Source organism: Streptomyces tritici (genome assembly GCF_048500665.1).
Taxonomy (GTDB): Bacteria; Actinomycetota; Actinomycetes; order Streptomycetales; family Streptomycetaceae; genus Streptomyces; species Streptomyces tritici.
Genome location: NZ_CP183183.1, coordinates 1,982,792 through 1,998,543 on the forward strand (window position 1 = coordinate 1,982,792; position 15,752 = coordinate 1,998,543).

General features: G+C 73.4%; 14 protein-coding genes. 9 read left to right on the plus strand and 5 right to left on the minus strand.

Going from position 1 to position 15,752, the window contains the following annotated elements; translation table 11 throughout:
• Window positions 1-106: 106 nt before the first annotated feature.
• The 5 genes from fasR to fabF all read left to right on the plus strand — a co-directional run bounded on the left by fasR (window position 107) and on the right by fabF (window position 5,037).
• On the plus strand, window positions 107-1,288 hold the full coding sequence (fasR, locus tag ACNJ93_RS09260) for a fatty acid biosynthesis transcriptional regulator FasR (RefSeq protein WP_418956882.1): 1,182 nt from the start codon (window positions 107-109) through the stop codon (window positions 1,286-1,288).
• Between the two features lie 89 nt (window positions 1,289-1,377).
• On the plus strand, window positions 1,378-2,289 hold the full coding sequence (locus ACNJ93_RS09265; RefSeq protein ID WP_418956883.1) for an ACP S-malonyltransferase: 912 nt from the start codon (window positions 1,378-1,380) through the stop codon (window positions 2,287-2,289).
• A gap of 16 nt (window positions 2,290-2,305) precedes the next feature.
• Window positions 2,306-3,373 (plus strand): ketoacyl-ACP synthase III, encoded by a 1,068-nt coding sequence (locus tag ACNJ93_RS09270; protein ID WP_418956884.1) that lies wholly within the window; start codon window positions 2,306-2,308, stop codon window positions 3,371-3,373.
• 73 nt (window positions 3,374-3,446) lie between these two features.
• Complete coding sequence (locus tag ACNJ93_RS09275; RefSeq protein WP_418956885.1) at window positions 3,447-3,695, plus strand: acyl carrier protein; 249 nt, start codon at window positions 3,447-3,449, stop codon at window positions 3,693-3,695.
• A 79-nt stretch (window positions 3,696-3,774) separates the two neighbouring features.
• Window positions 3,775-5,037, plus strand: coding sequence for a beta-ketoacyl-ACP synthase II (gene fabF / locus ACNJ93_RS09280; RefSeq protein WP_418956886.1), 1,263 nt, complete (start codon window positions 3,775-3,777; stop codon window positions 5,035-5,037).
• 85 nt (window positions 5,038-5,122) lie between these two features.
• On the opposite strand, the gene ACNJ93_RS09285 is transcribed toward fabF, so the two are convergent.
• Window positions 5,123-5,617: a DUF3145 domain-containing protein gene (locus ACNJ93_RS09285; RefSeq protein WP_418956887.1), complete on the minus strand. Its 495-nt coding sequence runs from the start codon at window positions 5,615-5,617 to the stop codon at window positions 5,123-5,125.
• Window positions 5,618-5,879: 262 nt separating this feature from the next.
• Here ACNJ93_RS09285 and ACNJ93_RS09290 point away from each other — a divergent pair, with 262 nt between their 5' ends.
• Entirely contained in the window at window positions 5,880-6,770 is an 891-nt protein-coding gene (locus ACNJ93_RS09290; protein ID WP_418956888.1) for an SGNH/GDSL hydrolase family protein, read from the plus strand.
• A 226-nt stretch (window positions 6,771-6,996) separates the two neighbouring features.
• Here ACNJ93_RS09290 and ACNJ93_RS09295 read toward each other — a convergent pair whose 3' ends face one another.
• Window positions 6,997-9,450, minus strand: a complete 2,454-nt coding sequence (locus ACNJ93_RS09295; RefSeq protein WP_418956889.1) for a glycoside hydrolase family 3 protein — start codon at window positions 9,448-9,450, stop codon at window positions 6,997-6,999.
• Window positions 9,451-9,602: 152 nt separating this feature from the next.
• On the opposite strand from ACNJ93_RS09295, the gene ACNJ93_RS09300 reads away from it, so the two are divergent.
• The 3 genes from ACNJ93_RS09300 to ACNJ93_RS09310 all read left to right on the plus strand — a co-directional run bounded on the left by ACNJ93_RS09300 (window position 9,603) and on the right by ACNJ93_RS09310 (window position 12,607).
• Window positions 9,603-10,196 carry a TetR/AcrR family transcriptional regulator gene (locus ACNJ93_RS09300; RefSeq protein ID WP_418956890.1) on the plus strand — a complete coding sequence of 198 codons (594 nt, stop codon included), beginning with the start codon at window positions 9,603-9,605 and terminating at the stop codon, window positions 10,194-10,196.
• A 61-nt stretch (window positions 10,197-10,257) separates the two neighbouring features.
• Entirely contained in the window at window positions 10,258-11,004 is a 747-nt protein-coding gene (locus tag ACNJ93_RS09305) for a carbon-nitrogen hydrolase family protein (protein ID WP_418956891.1), read from the plus strand.
• A gap of 115 nt (window positions 11,005-11,119) precedes the next feature.
• Window positions 11,120-12,607, plus strand: coding sequence for a DHA2 family efflux MFS transporter permease subunit (locus tag ACNJ93_RS09310; protein ID WP_418956892.1), 1,488 nt, complete (start codon window positions 11,120-11,122; stop codon window positions 12,605-12,607).
• A gap of 73 nt (window positions 12,608-12,680) precedes the next feature.
• Here the strand turns inward: ACNJ93_RS09310 and ACNJ93_RS09315 are convergent, their stop codons facing one another.
• The 3 genes from ACNJ93_RS09315 to ACNJ93_RS09325 all read right to left on the minus strand — a co-directional run bounded on the left by ACNJ93_RS09315 (window position 12,681) and on the right by ACNJ93_RS09325 (window position 15,695).
• Window positions 12,681-13,514 (minus strand): EI24 domain-containing protein, encoded by an 834-nt coding sequence (locus ACNJ93_RS09315; protein ID WP_418956893.1) that lies wholly within the window; start codon window positions 13,512-13,514, stop codon window positions 12,681-12,683.
• 9 nt (window positions 13,515-13,523) lie between these two features.
• Window positions 13,524-15,188 (minus strand): serine/threonine-protein kinase, encoded by a 1,665-nt coding sequence (locus ACNJ93_RS09320; RefSeq protein ID WP_418956894.1) that lies wholly within the window; start codon window positions 15,186-15,188, stop codon window positions 13,524-13,526.
• Window positions 15,189-15,272: 84 nt separating this feature from the next.
• Window positions 15,273-15,695, minus strand: coding sequence for an organic hydroperoxide resistance protein (locus ACNJ93_RS09325; protein ID WP_418956895.1), 423 nt, complete (start codon window positions 15,693-15,695; stop codon window positions 15,273-15,275).
• Between the last annotated feature and the right edge of the window lie 57 nt (window positions 15,696-15,752).

Here is a 15,752-nt window from a genome sequence, read left to right on the forward strand (position 1 = left end):
GGCGGCACCGGAAGCGGACGGGCGGGGGCGGCCGCGGGCGAATGCCGCATGCGGCATAAACCCCCCGACGCCGCACCCCAGGGCCTGGATAAGGCACCCTTAGTCCGTGCCTGAACCCACGAACGCCGGTCATCCCCACTCCGCGACCCTGAAGCGCCTCGAGCAGTCGTCGGGGCGGCTCGCCGCCCACGCGATCGCCCGCATGGACGAGACGCTGCCGTGGTACCGGGCGATGCCGCCCGAGAACCGGTCGTGGATCGGCCTCGTCGCCCAGGCGGGCATCGCCGCGTTCACCGAGTGGTTCCGGCACCCCGAGACCCCGCAGGCGATCTCCACCGACGTCTTCGGCACCGCGCCCCGCGAGCTGACCCGCGCGATCACACTGCGCCAGACCGTGGAGATGGTCCGCACGACCATCGAGGTCATGGAGTCGGCGATCGAGGAGGTCGCCGCGCCCGGCGACGAGTCCGTCCTGCGCGAGGCGCTGCTCGTGTACGCGCGGGAGATCGCCTTCGCCACGGCCCAGGTGTACGCGCAGGCCGCCGAGGCGCGCGGCGCGTGGGACGCCCGGCTCGAGTCCCTCGTCGTCAACGCCGTCCTGTCCGGCGAGGCCGACGAGGGCGCCGTGTCCCGCGCCGCCGCGCTGGGCTGGAACTCGCCGGAGCACGTGTGCGTGGTGCTCGGCACCGCCCCCGACGGCGACAGCGAACTGACCGTGGAGGCGATCCGGCGCGCCGCCCGGCACGCCAAGCTCCAGGTGCTGACCGGCGTCCTCGGCGACCGGCTGGTCGTCATCGCCGGCGGCAGCGACAACCCGCTGGGCGTGGCGAAGGCGCTGATCGGCCCGTACGCGGCCGGCCCGGTCGTCGCCGGTCCCGTCGTCCCGGACCTGCTCGCCGCGACCCGGTCCGCGCAGGCCGCGGCCGCCGGGCTCAAGGCCTGCTCGGCCTGGCAGGACGCGCCGCGCCCCGTACTGGCGGACGATCTGCTGCCGGAACGCGCGATCGCCTCCGACCCTGCGGCGCGCGAGCAGCTGGTGGAGGAGATCTACAGACCGCTGGAGGAAGCGGGCTCGGCGCTGCTGGAAACTCTGAGTGTCTATCTGGAGCAGGCCAGCAGCCTGGAGGGCGCGGCGCGGATGTTGTTCGTCCACCCCAACACCGTGCGCTACCGGCTCCGACGTGTGACCGACGTCACCGGCTGGTCACCCTCCGATGTCCGGTCCGCGTTCACGCTGCGGATCGCCCTGATCCTGGGGCGTCTGGCCGACGGAGATCCGCAGTCCTAGACTTTTGTCGGACGTCCACAATTCCCCCGACGGTTCTTGGTCCCTGTCCCCACGGGCGTCCGGAACCGCCCACAAGAGAGAGTGTGAGGGTGCTCGTACTCGTCGCTCCCGGCCAAGGCGCTCAGACGCCCGGCTTCCTGACTCCCTGGCTCGACCTCCCCGGCGCGGCCGACCGCATCGCGGCCTGGTCGGACGCCATCGAGCTCGACCTCGCCCACTACGGCACCAAGGCCGACGCGGACGAGATCCGCGACACCGCGGTGGCGCAGCCGCTGCTGGTGGCCGCCGGTCTGCTGTCCGCCGAGGCCCTGGGCGGCACGCCGTCCGCGGTCGCCGGCCACAGCGTCGGTGAGATCACCGCCGCCGCCCTCGCGGGCGTCCTCGACGACACCGCCGCGCTGCGCTTCGTGCGCACCCGCGGTCTGGCGATGGCCGAGGCCGCCGCGATCGTGGAGACGGGCATGTCCGCGCTGCTCGGCGGCGAGCCCGACGTAACGCTTCCGCACCTGGAGAAGCTGGGCCTGACTCCCGCGAACGTGAACGGCGCCGGGCAGATCGTCGCCGCCGGCACGCTGGAGCAGCTCGCCGCGCTGGAGGCGGACAAGCCCGAGGGCGTCCGCCGGGTCGTCCCGCTGAAGGTGGCCGGCGCGTTCCACACGCTGCACATGGAGCCCGCGGTGGCGAAGCTGGCGGAGGCGGCCGGTGAGCTCACCGTCGCCGACCCCACGCTGCCGTACGTCTCCAACAAGGACGGCGCGCAGGTCGCCACGGGCGCCGAGGTCGTCTCGCGTCTGGTCGGCCAGGTCGCCAACCCGGTCCGCTGGGACCTGTGCATGGAGACGTTCAAGGCGCTCGGCGTCACCGCGCTGATCGAGGTGTGCCCCGGCGGCACGCTGACCGGTCTGGCCAAGCGCGCGCTGCCCGGCGTGGAGACCCTCGCCCTGAAGACCCCCGACGACCTCGACGCGGCCCGCACGCTGCTTTCCGAGCACACTGCCTGAGAAGGAGCCGACCGGCATGTCGAAGATCAAGCCCAGCAAGGGCGCCCCGTACGCGCGCATCCTCGGGGTCGGCGGCTACCGCCCGACCCGTGTGGTGCCCAACGAGGTGATCCTCGAGAGGATCGACTCGTCCGACGAGTGGATCCGCTCGCGTTCCGGCATCGCCACGCGTCACTGGGCCTCCCCGGAGGAGACCGTGACCGCGATGTCGGTGGAGGCGTCGGGCAAGGCGATCGCCGACGCGGGCATCGATCCCGGGCAGATCGGCGCCGTGATCGTCTCCACGGTCTCGCACTTCAAGCAGACCCCGGCCGTCGCCACCGAGATCGCCGACAAGATCGGCGCGGGCAAGCCTGCCGCGTTCGACATCTCCGCCGGCTGCGCGGGCTTCGGCTACGGGCTGACCCTGGCCAAGGGCCTGATCGTCGAGGGCTCGGCCGAGTACGTCCTCGTCATCGGCGTGGAGCGGCTCAGCGACCTGACCGACCTGGAGGACCGCGCGACGGCCTTCCTGTTCGGCGACGGCGCGGGCGCCGTGGTCGTCGGCCCGTCGGACGAGCCGCACATCGGCCCCACGGTCTGGGGCTCGGAGGGCGACAAGTCCGAGACGATCAAGCAGACGGTGCCGTGGGACGACTTCCTCCCCCACTCTCGGCTTCGCTCGAGCGGGGGGACCCCCACCGGCGACGTCGCCAAACTGCCCCTGAACGAGCAGGGGGAGATCAAGTTCCCGGCCATCACGCAGGAGGGTCAGGCGGTCTTCCGCTGGGCCGTCTTCGAGATGGCGAAGGTCGCCCAGCAGGCGCTGGACGCCGCCGGCATCTCGGCGGCCGACCTGGACGTCTTCATTCCGCACCAGGCCAACATGCGGATCATCGACTCGATGGTGAAGACGCTGAAGCTGCCGGAGCACGTCACGGTCGCCCGTGACGTGGAGACCACCGGCAACACCTCGGCCGCCTCGATCCCGCTCGCGATGGAGCGGCTCCTGGCGACCGGGAAGGCGAAGAGCGGCGACACCGCGCTCGTCATCGGCTTCGGGGCGGGTCTCGTCTACGCCGCGACGGTCGTTACCCTCCCCTAGGCGCCGTCCGGTCCACTCCGGCCGGAGCCGCAGCAGTCTGAACAACCTGAACAACATCCAAGGAGCGCCCAGCATGGCCCACACCCAGGAGCAGATCGTCGAGGGTCTCGCCGAGATCGTCAACGAGATCGCCGGCATCCCGACCGAGGACGTCCAGCTGGACAAGTCCTTCACCGACGACCTGGACGTCGACTCGCTGTCCATGGTCGAGGTCGTCGTCGCCGCCGAAGAGCGCTTCGACGTCAAGATCCCGGACGAGGACGTCAAGAACCTCAAGACCGTCGGCGACGCCGCCGATTACATCCTGAAGCACCAGGGCTGATTCGGCCCCTGCTGACTCGGTCAGCCACCCGGCGGTGGCGCCGTATTTCGACCATCACACACGTGGAGAAAGAATTCCTGTGAGCTCGACCAATCGCACCGTGGTCGTCACCGGTATCGGCGCAACCACACCGCTGGGTGGCGACTCGGCCTCGACCTGGGAAGGTCTGCTGGCGGGTCGCTCCGGCGTCCGGCCGCTGGAGGGCGAACGCTTCGCCGAACTGCCCGTCCGGATCGCCGCGCCCGCCGCGGTGGACCCGGAGGAGGTCCTGCCCCGTCCGCTCGCCCGCAAGCTGGACCGCTCGGCGCAGTTCGCGCTGATCGCGGCCCGTGAGGCGTGGGCCGACGCGGGCTACACCGCCCCGGCCGGCGAGGACGCGACCATCGACCCCGAGCGGCTCGGTTCCGTCATCGCCTCCGGCATCGGCGGTGTCACGACGCTGCTCGACCAGTACGACGTGCTGAAGGAGAAGGGCGTCCGCCGCGTCTCCCCGCACACCGTGCCGATGCTGATGCCGAACGGCCCGTCCGCGAACGTCGGCCTGGAGGTGAACGCCCGGGCGGGCGTGCACACCCCGGTGTCCGCGTGCGCGTCCGGCGCCGAGGCGATCGGCTACGCCGTCGAGATGATCCGTACCGGCCGGGCCGACGTGGTCGTGGCCGGCGGCACCGAGGCGGCGATCCACCCGCTGCCGATCGCGGCCTTCGCCAACATGATGGCGATGTCCAAGAACAACGACGAGCCGACGAAGGCCTCGCGTCCGTACGACACGGCCCGGGACGGCTTCGTGCTCGGCGAGGGCGCGGGCGTCGTGGTCCTCGAGTCCGAGGAGCACGCGAAGGCCCGTGGCGCGAAGATCTACTGCGAGGTGCTGGGGCAGGGCCTGTCGGCCGACAGCCACCACATCGCGCAGCCCGAGCCGACCGGCCGGGGCATCGCGACCGCGCTGCAGAACCTGCTGGACTCGACGGACCTGAAGGCCTCGGAGGTCGTGCACCTCAACGCGCACGCCACGTCGACGCCGCAGGGCGACGTCGCCGAGATCAAGGCGCTGCGCAAGGTCCTCGGCGACGACCTGGACCACGTGGCGGTCTCCGCCACGAAGTCCATGACCGGTCACCTGCTGGGCGGCGCGGGCGGCATCGAGACCGTCGCGACGGTCCTCGCCCTGCACCACCGCACGGCCCCGCCGACGATCAACATCGACGAGCTGGACGAGTCGGTCGAGGCGGACATCGTCCGCGACGAGCCCCGCGCCCTCCCCGAGGGCACGATCGCCGCGATCAACAACTCCTTCGGCTTCGGCGGCCACAACGTGGTGCTGGCGTTCCGCACGGTGTGACGTTTTTGCCGTCGCTGTACTGACGAAGGCCCCGTCGGCTCCTGCCGGCGGGGCCTTCGGCGTCAGCGGAGGAGGAAGGCGGCGGTCAGACGACTTGGTGGAGCCAGCGCACCGGCGCGCCCTCGCCCGCGTAACGGAAGGGCTCCAGTTCGTCGTCCCAGGGCTTGCCGAGCAGCTTGGCGATCTCCGCTTCCAGCTCGGACTCTCCGCGCGTGGACCGCGCGAGCGCCGCCCGCAGCCGGTCCTCGGGCACGAGGATGTCGCCGTGCAGGCCGGTGACGGCGTGGAAGATGCCGAGTTCGGGCGTGGCGCTGTAGCGCTCGCCCTCGGCGGTCGGGCAGGGCTCGGCGGTGACCTCGAAGCGGAGCATCTGCCAGCCGCGGAGCGCGGAGGCGAGCTTGGCCGCCGTGCCGGTCTCACCCTGCCAGGAGAACTCGGCTCTCCACGTCCCGGGGGCCGCGGGCTGGCGGATCCAGTCGAGCTGGACCCTCGCACCGAGGACGCCCGCCACCGCCCATTCGACGTGCGGGCACAGCGCGCGCGGTGCGGAGTGCACGTACAGAACTCCACGTGTCGTCACCGGGACCTCCAGTGTGGGACGAGGTTCGCCTTTTCCCAGCGGCCTCAGTAAACAGCATCGGGAGTGGAACTTCGCAAACCCCCGAAAAAGGGACAGCATGTGACGTGATGTAATTTACCGGAGCCGGTCGGCAGAGACGCCTCTGGTTCGACGGGGGAAAAACTACCGTGCCGCACCCTCCTTGGGGTGACGTACGGTCGGTCCTGGTGCGGGTGGACACCAAGCTTTCACTCGCCAGGACGCGACGGAGGGGGACCGGAGGATGCGCGCGGGGCGACGATGGCGTACCGCTGTCGTCGGAGGGGTGGCCGCACTGCTGTGCGCGGCGGCGCTCTCCGGCTGCGGACCGGACGGAGGCGACGCCGCCGCGGCGGGCCCGGCCCGGCCCGCGCCGAGACCCACCCCGGTCTGGGACGCCAGCCCCGCCTCGATCGCCGCGGTCGGCGACTCCATCACCCGCGGTTTCGACGCGTGCCAGGTGCTCGCCGACTGCCCCGAGGCGTCCTGGTCCACCGGCACGGACGCGACGGTCGACAGCCTCGCGCTGCGGCTGCTCGGCCCGTCCGGCGCGACGGCCCGCAGCTGGAACCTCGCCCGGACCGGCGCGCGGATGGCCGAACTGCCGGAGCAGATGGGCCGGGCGGCCGCCCTGCGGCCGGAGCTGGTGACCGTGATGGCCGGCGCCAACGACGCCTGCCGGGAGCGCCCGGAGCTGATGACCCCGGTCGAGGACTTCCGCGCCTCGTTCACCGCCGCGCTGGCGAAGCTGCGTTCCGGCGCGCCGAAGGCGCAGGTGTACGTGACGAGCGTGCCGGACCTGAAGCGGCTGTGGTCGACCGGCCGGAGCAATCCCATGAGCCGTCAGATATGGAAGCTCGGCATCTGCGGCGCGATGCTCGCCGACGCCGAGGACCTGTCGCCCGGCGCCGAGGAGCGCCGGAACCTGGTGCGGGCGCGGGTGGTGGCGTACAACGAGGTGCTGCGCGAGGTCTGCGCGAAGGACACCCGCTGCCGGTACGACGGCGGGGCGGTGTTCGGCTACCCGTTCGGCGAGGCGCAGCTCAGCCCCTGGGACTTCTTCCACCCCAGCAGGGACGGCCAGGCCCGGCTCGCGGAGCTGGCCTACCGGCAGGTCACACGGGTCTCGCCCTAGGGGGTGTCCGGAAAGTAGCGTCGTCTGCCCGAAGGGCAGGGCTCGCGGCGTCCGGTGCGTGTCATCGCAAGGCGGAGGAGGGAGTCATGGCTCGCCATGACGACCGACGACAACGCCGCGAGGGCGCGTGCCGGGCGTCGCGAGCCAGGCGGGACTTTCCGGACACCCCCTAGACCCCGGGGCGGCGTCGGGTTCCGCCCCGGGGCCGGCCGGGGGGCCGCGCCGGTCAGAGGTCCAGCGTCACGGAGAGGCGTTCGTCGGCGAGCGAGTGGGCGGCGACGACCCGGTAGGTGCCGGGCACGAACACCCAGTCGCCCTTCTCCTCGTCCCAGATCTCGAAGGCCCGCCGCGGCAGCGTCAGTTCGACGTCCACGGACTGTCCGGCGGCGGCCTCGACGCTCGCGAAGGCGGCCAGCCAGCGCGCCGGGCGCTCGACGGCGTCGAGGACCGGGGCGAGGTAGAGCTGGACGGTCTCGCGGCCGGTGCGCGCCCCGGTGTTGGTGATCCGGACGGTGGCCCGCTCCGGGCCGGCCTCCAGGGAGTCGTACGACCAGGTGGTGTAGCCGAGGCCGTGGCCGAAGGGGTACGCGGGGACCGCACCGGCCTTGTCCCAGGCGCGGTAGCCGATGAACAGACCCTCGTCGTAGGGCAGTTGGCCGTCCATCGGGGTGACCCGGGTGACCGGGGCGTCGGCGAGGGCGGCGGGCCAGGTGGTGGGCAGCCGGCCGCCGGGCTCCTCGGCGCCGGTGAGGACGTCGGCGAGCGCCGCGCCGCCCTCCTGGCCGGGGAACCAGCTCAGCAGCACCGCGGCGACCTCGTCGCGCCACGGCAGCTCCACGGGGGAGCCGGCGTTGACGACCACGACCGTGTTCGGGTTGGCGGCGGCGACGGCGCGGACCAGGTCGTCCTGGCGGCCGGGCAGCGCGAGGTCGGTGCGGTCGAAGCCCTCGGACTCGACGCGCTCGGTGGTGGCCACGACGACGACCGCGGTGTCGGCGGCGCGGGCCGCCGCGACGGCTTCGGCGATCAGTTCGCCGGGGTCCCGGCGCGGACCGAGGTGGACGAAGGAGAACATGACCGCGGGCAGCGGGGCGGCGAACTCCTTCGCGAGGGTGTGCAGCAGCGACACCTCGACGGTCTCGCCGGCGGTCAGTTCGACCGTGCCGCGCTCGACGGGCGCGCCGAAGAACGCCTCGAACGGGTCGGTCTCGGGGCCCATGTGCTGCACGCCGTCGAACAGGGTCCGTCCGGCGACGGTGAGCCGGTACGCGCCGAGGCCGCGCGTGCCGAAGGCGTGCGCGCCGCTCTCGCGCGGGGTGAAGGTGCCGGTGACCTCGACGGAGGCGAGCTCCTCGTGGGTGACGCCGGCGGGCAGGTCGCCGCCGATCCACTGGACCTGGCCGCTGGGCAGCGAGCCCTCGCCGAGCACGTTCCCGGCGGCGTCCCGGCAGACGGCGCGCAGGGTGAACCCCTGCCCGGCGGGGGCCAGTTCGTCGCTGGGGTCGGCGCCGACGCAGTACGTGAGGGCCCCCTCGGGCAGGACCGCGGCGAGCCCGTCCAGCGGGGAGACGACATGGTCGGGGAAGACCTGGGCGGAGCCGCCGCCGAGGACGCGGGCGTCGCGGGCGGCGGCGCCGGACAGGGCGACGGTCGCGCCGGGCCTCAGGGGCAGTGCGCCGCCCTCGTTGCGGACGAGGACGAAGCCGCGGCGGGCGATCTCGCGGGCGAGCGCGTCGCCGTCGAGGGCGGCCGGCGGTGCGGCGACGGCCGGCGGGGCGCCCTCCAGGGCCCCGACGCGGGCGGCGAGCCGCAGCACGTTGCGCACGGCCGCGTCGACGGCGGACTCGGGGACCTCCCCGGCCCGGACGGCCTCCGCGAGCGCCTCGCCGTACACGGTCCGCGGGCCGGGCATGGCGATGTCGAGGCCGCCCTCGATGCCGCCGGCGGTGGAGCGGGCGGCCATCCAGTCGGAGACGTTGATCCCGTCGAAGCCCCATGTGCCGCGCAGGACTTCGTTCACGAGGTGGCGGTGCTCGGTCATGGTGGTGCCGTTGACCTGGTTGTACGCGGTCATGACGCCCCAGGGGCGGGCGTTCGCGACGATCGCCTCGAAGGGCGCGAGGTACAGCTCGCGCAGCGGGCGCGGGGCGATGCGGTTGTCGACGGTGAAGCGGTCGGTCTCGGCGTCGTTGACGACGAAGTGCTTCACGGTCGTGCCGACCCCGCCCTCCTGGACGCCGGTGACGTAGCCGCTCGCGACGGCGCCGGTGAGGTACGGGTCCTCGCTGTACGCCTCGAAGTGGCGGCCGCCCAGCGGCGAGCGGTGCAGGTTCACCGTGGGCGCGAGCAGGACGTGGACGCCCTTGCGGCGGGCCTCCTGCGCGAGCAGCCGGCCGGCCCGGCGGGCCAGCTCCGGGTCCCAGGCGGCGGCGAGCGCGGTCGGCGAGGGCAGTGCGACGGACGGGTCGTCGGCGGTCCAGCGGACGCCGCGCACCCCGATCGGGCCGTCGGACATGACGATGGAGGCCAGGCCGATCTCCGGCAGGGCCGGCAGGGACCACATGTCCCGGCCGGCGAGCAGCCGCGCCTTGGCGTCGAGGCCGAGCCGGCTCAGGGCCGCCTCGACGGCCGCCTCCCTCAGGTCCTCGCCGTCGCGTGGGTTCGGTGCGGTCTCCGCCATGGCCCTGCCTCCTTGGTGACGTGACGATGGCCGACATGGTGCACCCGCCTACCGGTAGATCGGTAGGTGATGTGATGCTTTCGTTATGCAGTGCTCGTGGGGATGGCGTACCTTCCTCTCCACGGAACACACCGGGAGAGGGGGCCACGGCGATGGCGCGGGCCAGAAGCGAGGAACGGCGCGGGGACATCGTGCGCGCCGCCCTGGAGGTGATCGCCGAGCGCGGTTACCGGGGCGCGACGCTCGGCGCGGTGGCCGAGCGGGTGGGCCTGAGCCAGCAGGGACTGCTGCACTACTTCCCGACGAAGGACGCGCTGCTCGTGGCGGTGCTCCAGGAGCGCGACCGCTGGGACACCAGCGGCGCCGGGGACCGCGAGGGCTGGCGGCTGGACCTCCTCGACTCGCTGGTCGAGTACAACGCGATGCGGCCGGGCATCGTGCAGACCTTCTCCGCGCTGCTCGGCGAGAGCGTGACGGACGGCCATCCGGCGCGCGCCTTCTTCACGGAGCGGTACGCGCAGGTGCGGGAGAACATGGCGCGGGTGCTGCGCCTGGAGTACGGCGAGCGCCTCCCGGGCGGCCTCACCCCCGAGCAGGCGGCGCCGCTGCTGACGGCGGTGATGGACGGGCTGCAGTACCAGTGGCTGCTCGACCCGGCCTCGGTGGACATGCCGGCCGCGTTCCGCGACTTCCTGAAACTGCTGACGGGCGAACAGCGCCGGGGACCGGGGTCCGGAGGGTCCTGAAGGTCCCCGGGCCGGGCCCACGGGTTTCCCCGGAGGGCCGGCGGGGGCGATGATGAAGGCCATGATCGTCGCAGCAGCCCAATTCGCCCCGGTCCCCGGGGACATCGACGCCAACGTCCGTACGATCGCCGGGCTGGTCCGCGCGGCCGGCACCGACGGCGCCCGGCTCGTCGTCCTCGCGGAACTGGCCCTCACCGGCTACGAGCCCAGCCTGATCCACGCCGACCCGGCGCTGGTCCTGACCGAGGACGACCCGCGGCTCGACCCGGTACGGGACGCCTGCCGCGCGGTCCGCGCGGCGGCCGTCGTCGGCGGGCCGGTGCGGACCGGGGACGACGAGCGGCCCCGGCTCGCCTCGCTGGTGTTCGGCCCGGACGGCACGCTGCTCACCCGGTACGACAAGCAGCACCTGTACGGCTACGAGCGCGAGGTCTTCAGGCCCGGCGAACGGGACGGCCGCTTCATGCTGGACGGCGTCCGGTTCGCCCTGGCCACCTGCTACGACAACCGCTTCCCCGAACTCGCCGAGCGGGCCGCCGCCGACGGCTGCCCGGTGTACCTGGCCAGTTCGGTGCTGGACACCGCCAACGACTCGTTCGAGGCCGTCTATCCGGTACGCGCCCGCGACTTCGGGCTGTACGTGGTGCTCGGCAACACCCTCGGCACCAACGAGGCGGGCGCCTGCGAGGGCCGCAGCGGCGCCTGGGGCCCGGACGGCGGGCGGCTCGCCGACGCGGGCACGAAGCACGGTTACGCCCTCGCGGAACTGCCCGTGGGCGGGCAGGAGCCGTCCGGAAAAATGGTTTGAGGCTCGTCGGAGGTTCCGACAGGATCGTGGGGTTCACCGATGAGTTCTCCCCGCCGCCGTGGTCTGTCCGTGTGACCCTCCACCCGCGGAGGGCGCTCACCTCACGGAAGGCACCATGCTCCCCTCGCATCCAGCGCCCGAGCTGTCACCCGCCCGCGTCACCGTCGTGCTGCGGATCCTCGTGCTGTCCACGTTCGTCGTCCTCCTCAACGAGACGATCATGGTCAACGCGATCCCCCGGCTCATGCGCGAGTTCGAGGTCACCGCGGCGGCCGCGGGGTGGCTGTCGACGGCCTTCATGCTCACCATGGCCGTCGTCATCCCGGTGACCGGCTGGTTCCTCCAGCGCGTGACCACCCGGACCGCCTTCGGCGTGGCCATGGCCCTGTTCCTCAGCGGCACGCTCCTGGCCGCCGCCGCGCCGGCCTTCCCGGTGCTGCTCGGCGCGCGCGTCATCCAGGCCGGCGGCACCGCCGTCATGATGCCGCTGCTCATGACCACGCTGATGACCCTCGTGCCCCCGCACGACCGCGGCCGGGTCATGGGCAACATCACCCTCGTCATCTCCGTCGCGCCCGCCCTGGGCCCGGCGGTCTCCGGCGTGCTGCTGCAGCTCGGCACGTGGCGGCTGCTGTTCCTGGCCGTGCTGCCGATCGCGGGCGCCATGGCCGTCTTCGGCCTGCGCCGGCTGGTCAACATCGGCGAGCCGCAGGCCGGCCCGATCGACGTCCTGTCCGTCCTCCTGGCCGCGACGGGCTTCGGCGCCCTGGTCTACGGCCTGAGCGGACTCGGCGCCCCGGAGGGGGCCCAGGCCACCGCCGCGCCGGTCCTCACCGCCGCCGGCGCGGTGCTGGTGGGCCTGTTCGCGTGGCGTCAGCTGGCGCTGCAGCGCTCCTCCACGCCCCTGCTGGACCTGCGCACCCTCACGTTCCGGCACTTCTCCGTGGCCCTCGGCGTGATGTGCCTGTCGTTCATGGCGCTCATGGGCGCGTTCATCCTGCTGCCGATCTACCTGCAGGACGTGGTCGGGCTGACCTCGCTGCAGACGGGTCTGCTGCTCATCCCGGGCGGCCTGACCATGGGTCTGCTCGGCCCGCAGGTCGGCAAGCTCTACGACCGGCTCGGCGCGCCGCGCCTGGTCGTCCCCGGAGCCGTGCTGACCGCGCTGTGCCTGGCGCTGTTCACGCTCGTCGGCGAGGAGACCTCGCCGTGGCTGGTGCTCGCCCTGCACGTGGCGCTCAGCGCGGGCATGGCGTTCGTGTTCACGCCGATCTTCACCTCCGGCCTGGCGGTGCTGCCGCCGCACCTGTACCCGCACGGCTCCGCGATCCTCGGCTCGCTGCAGCAGGTCGCGGCCGCCGCCGGCACCGCCGTGGTCATCAGCGTGATGTCCGGGCGGGCGGCCGCCGCGGCGGCGGAGGGCGCCGAGAAGACCGGCGCGCTGGCCACGGGCGTCCAGTGGGGCTTCGGCGTCGGCGCCGCGCTCGCCGGACTGACCGTGCTGATCGCGCTGCTGGTCCGCACCCCGCCCGCGCCGCAGGAGCCCGCGGCGGAGGCCGAGGGCGAAACGAGCCCGGACAAGGCGGCGCAGCCCTCCGTCTGAGCCCCGGTACCCGACCGCCCACCCGCTGCCCCCGGCAGCGGGTGGGCGGTCGCTTTGCGAGCCCCTGTCCGTCCTACGACGCGTACGGATTGCCCGGCACGGGCCGGTGCTGCCGCGGCGCGGCGGACGGCTCGTCCACGGCGGCCGGCTCCAGATGCTTGGCGTCCGGCTCCGGGCCCGTCAGCTCGCGGGCGAACAGCGTCGCGCCGGCCACCGCGCCGGGCATCAGGAACACCGCGACGAACGGCACGAGGAACGACAGCACCAGCGGCACGCCGAAGCCGAGGGCGGTCTTCCGCCGGGCCCGCAGCATCGGCAGCCGGTCCTCGAGCTCGATGCCCCGCCGCTGGAGCGCCACGGAGGTCAGTTCCTGGGCCAGGAAGAAGCCGGAGACGCAGAAGCCGATCACCGGCACGACCGTCTGTCCGAGCACCGGAACGAAACCGCAGACGAAGAGCAGCACCCCGTAGAACGCCACCCGCACCAGGATCCTGAGGCTGTCCCGGGCGGAGATCCACAGCTCGCGCCAGAGCGGAAGACCGGACTCGGGGACCTCGCCGCCCTCGCTGCGGTCCACCGCCTCCGACAGCGACTCGTAGAACGGCTGGCCGACCAGCAGGGTCACGGCGGTGAAGGTGATCACCGCGAGGAACAGCCCGAAGGCGAAGACGAGGCCGGTCAGCACGCCGCGGAGGATGCTCTGCCACGGGGAGGTCCAGTCGTCCGCGAAGGGCGTGGCCCAGGCCGTCAGGTCGTCGGCGCCGTAACCGAGTCCGACGAGCGCGCCGGCGTACAGCACGAGCGTGACGAGGCCCGGGAGCAGCCCGAAGCCGAACCACCGCCCGTGCCGCAGAACCCATTTCTGGCCGTTCACCAGATGCCGGAAACCCACCCCGAATTCACGCATGGATTCACCCTAGTGGGCGCTCGGAACGAAGGACTCCACGGCCTTGTCGAAGTGTGCGCGGGTCTCCCCGGCGCGGGCCGCGGGGCCCGAGACCCAGACGTCGTAGAGCCGTCCGTCCTGCTCCCAGCACAGGTCGTAGGTGTGCCGGGCGCCCTCCGCCGGGTCGAAGCCGTTCCAGGTGAACTGCCAGAGCGCGGCGGGGTTGCCGCGGTGCGTGATCGGGGTGACCGAGTTGTCGCGGAACCCGGGGTTGTTCTCCGGTCCCGCGGCGTCGGCGGCCCGCATCGAGGCCGCCGGGCCGCCGGGCGGGACCGGGCCGGTCTTGATGCCGACCCGGAACGCACCGCCGGGGGTGATGTAGAAGGTGCGCACGCCCTGTTCGGAGCGCTCGGCGTCGGCGGGCACGACCAGGCTGAAGCCGCGCTCGTCGGAGACCCGCCGGTAGCCGGGCGGCGCGGCGGTCGGTCCGGGGGCGACTTCGGTGCCCCCGCCGGAGTCGGGGGTGCGGTGCGGGGCCGCGGTGACGTGCGTGGTGGCCGTGGCCGTCGTGGTCGCCGTGGCGGTGGTCGGGCCTCCGGAGGCCACGGGGCCCGTCCCGGTCCAGCGGTCGCCCAGCAGCAGCACCGCGGTCACCGCGCCGGCGCAGGCGGCGACGGCGCCCGCCGCGACCAGGGCGGCCCGCGCGCCCCGGCGCGGCCCGCCGGCGGGGGCACCGAGGGGTGCCGGCGGGCTCGGCGGCGTCGTGGGCGGGGTCGGCGGGGCGACGGCGCGCCGCGTCGGCGTGTACGAACGCCCCGGCGGGCTGTCGGCCGGCGCCGTCCCGGCCGCGCACTCCGCGAGCATCCGGCGCGCCTCCGCGGCGCCCAGCCGCCGGAGCGGGTCGCGCTCCAGCAGGCCGGTGACGACCGGAAGCAGCGGGCCCAGCTTCGGCGAGGGCCTGATCTCCTCGAAGACGACGGCGTGCAGGACGGCGGCGATGGAGTTGCGGCGGAACGGCGACTCGCCGGCCACCGCCGCGCACAGCAGGACGCCGAGGGACCACAGGTCGGAGGCCGGGTCGGCGGGGGCGCCCTGCATCCGCTCGGGCGCGGTGTACTCGGGGGTGCCGACGAAGGCGCCGGTGCCGCTGAGGGTGGTCGCCGTGCCGGGCAGGCTGGCGATGCCGAAGTCGGTCAGGACGACGCGTCCGGTCCCGGCCTCGATCAGCACGTTCGCGGGTTTCACGTCGCGGTGCAGCACGCCGTGGTCGTGGGCGGCGCACAACGCGTCGAGCAGCGCGAGCCCGACGCGGGCGGCCTCCTGGGGGCCGAGCGTCCCGCCGGGCCGGGCGAGGCGGTCGCCCAGCGAGCCGCCGTCGACCAGTTCCATCACGATGGCGGGCCGGCCCTCGTGCGCGACGACGTCGTGCACCACGACCACGTGCGGATGCTTGATCCGGGCGACGGCCCGCGCCTCGCGCAGCGCCCGCGCCGGGTCCGCGTCCCCGTCGAGGGTCAGCTCCTTGACGGCGACCGCGCGGCCGAGCAGTTCGTCGGTGGCGCGGTGCACGAGGCCCATGCCGCCCCTGCCGAGCGACTCGCCCAGGCGGTACCGCCCGCCGATGATCCTGCCCCCGCCGTCACCCGGCACCTGCTGCTGCGCCACCGCTCCCCCGTCCCCCACGATGACGGACATGATGCCGCAGCAGCGCGAAGGGCCGCACCCCGGTCGGTCGGGGTACGGCCCTTCGGTCGTACGAGCGGTCGGCCGAGCCGGGGCTCAGACCGCGAGCTCGACGGTGATGTTGCCCCGGGTCGCCTTGGAGTACGGGCAGACCTGGTGGGCCTTCTCGATGAGGCTCTTCGCGGTCTCCACGTCCACGTTCGGGATGGTCGCGGAGATCTTGACGATCAGGCCGAAGCCGTCGTCGTTCTTGCCGATGCCGACCTCGGCGGTGACCGTCGAGCCGGAGACGTCGGCGTTCTCGTTGCGCGCGACGACGCCCAGCGCGCCCTGGAAGCAGGCGCTGTAGCCGGCGGCGAAGAGCTGCTCGGGGTTGGTGCCGGCGCCGGAGCCGCCCATGGCCTTGGGCGGGTTGACGACGACGTCGAGCTGACCGTCGTCGGTGGCCACCCGGCCGTCGCGCCCGTTCTCGGCGGTGGCGACGGCGGTGTACAGGACGTCGGACTGCGTGATGGTCATGCTGTCTTCCCTTTTTCGTTCGTCGCGACTCGCGCCCACGATCGCGACGGCTGAGGG

Excerpts from the sequence above, each read along its gene's own strand:
- ACNJ93_RS09295 (WP_418956889.1), bottom strand. The coding sequence starts at position 9,450 with ATGGCGGAGACCGCACCGAACCCACGCGACGGCGAGGACCTGAGGGAG.
- ACNJ93_RS09315 (WP_418956893.1), bottom strand. The coding sequence starts at position 13,514 with ATGCGTGAATTCGGGGTGGGTTTCCGGCATCTGGTGAACGGCCAGAAA.
- ACNJ93_RS09275 (WP_418956885.1), top strand. The coding sequence starts at position 3,447 with ATGGCCCACACCCAGGAGCAGATCGTCGAGGGTCTCGCCGAGATCGTC.
- ACNJ93_RS09320 (WP_418956894.1), bottom strand. The coding sequence starts at position 15,188 with ATGTCCGTCATCGTGGGGGACGGGGGAGCGGTGGCGCAGCAGCAGGTG.
- ACNJ93_RS09305 (WP_418956891.1), top strand. The coding sequence starts at position 10,258 with ATGATCGTCGCAGCAGCCCAATTCGCCCCGGTCCCCGGGGACATCGAC.
- ACNJ93_RS09270 (WP_418956884.1), top strand. The coding sequence starts at position 2,306 with ATGTCGAAGATCAAGCCCAGCAAGGGCGCCCCGTACGCGCGCATCCTC.
- ACNJ93_RS09310 (WP_418956892.1), top strand. The coding sequence starts at position 11,120 with ATGCTCCCCTCGCATCCAGCGCCCGAGCTGTCACCCGCCCGCGTCACC.
- ACNJ93_RS09300 (WP_418956890.1), top strand. The coding sequence starts at position 9,603 with ATGGCGCGGGCCAGAAGCGAGGAACGGCGCGGGGACATCGTGCGCGCC.
- ACNJ93_RS09290 (WP_418956888.1), top strand. The coding sequence starts at position 5,880 with ATGCGCGCGGGGCGACGATGGCGTACCGCTGTCGTCGGAGGGGTGGCC.
- ACNJ93_RS09325 (WP_418956895.1), bottom strand. The coding sequence starts at position 15,695 with ATGACCATCACGCAGTCCGACGTCCTGTACACCGCCGTCGCCACCGCC.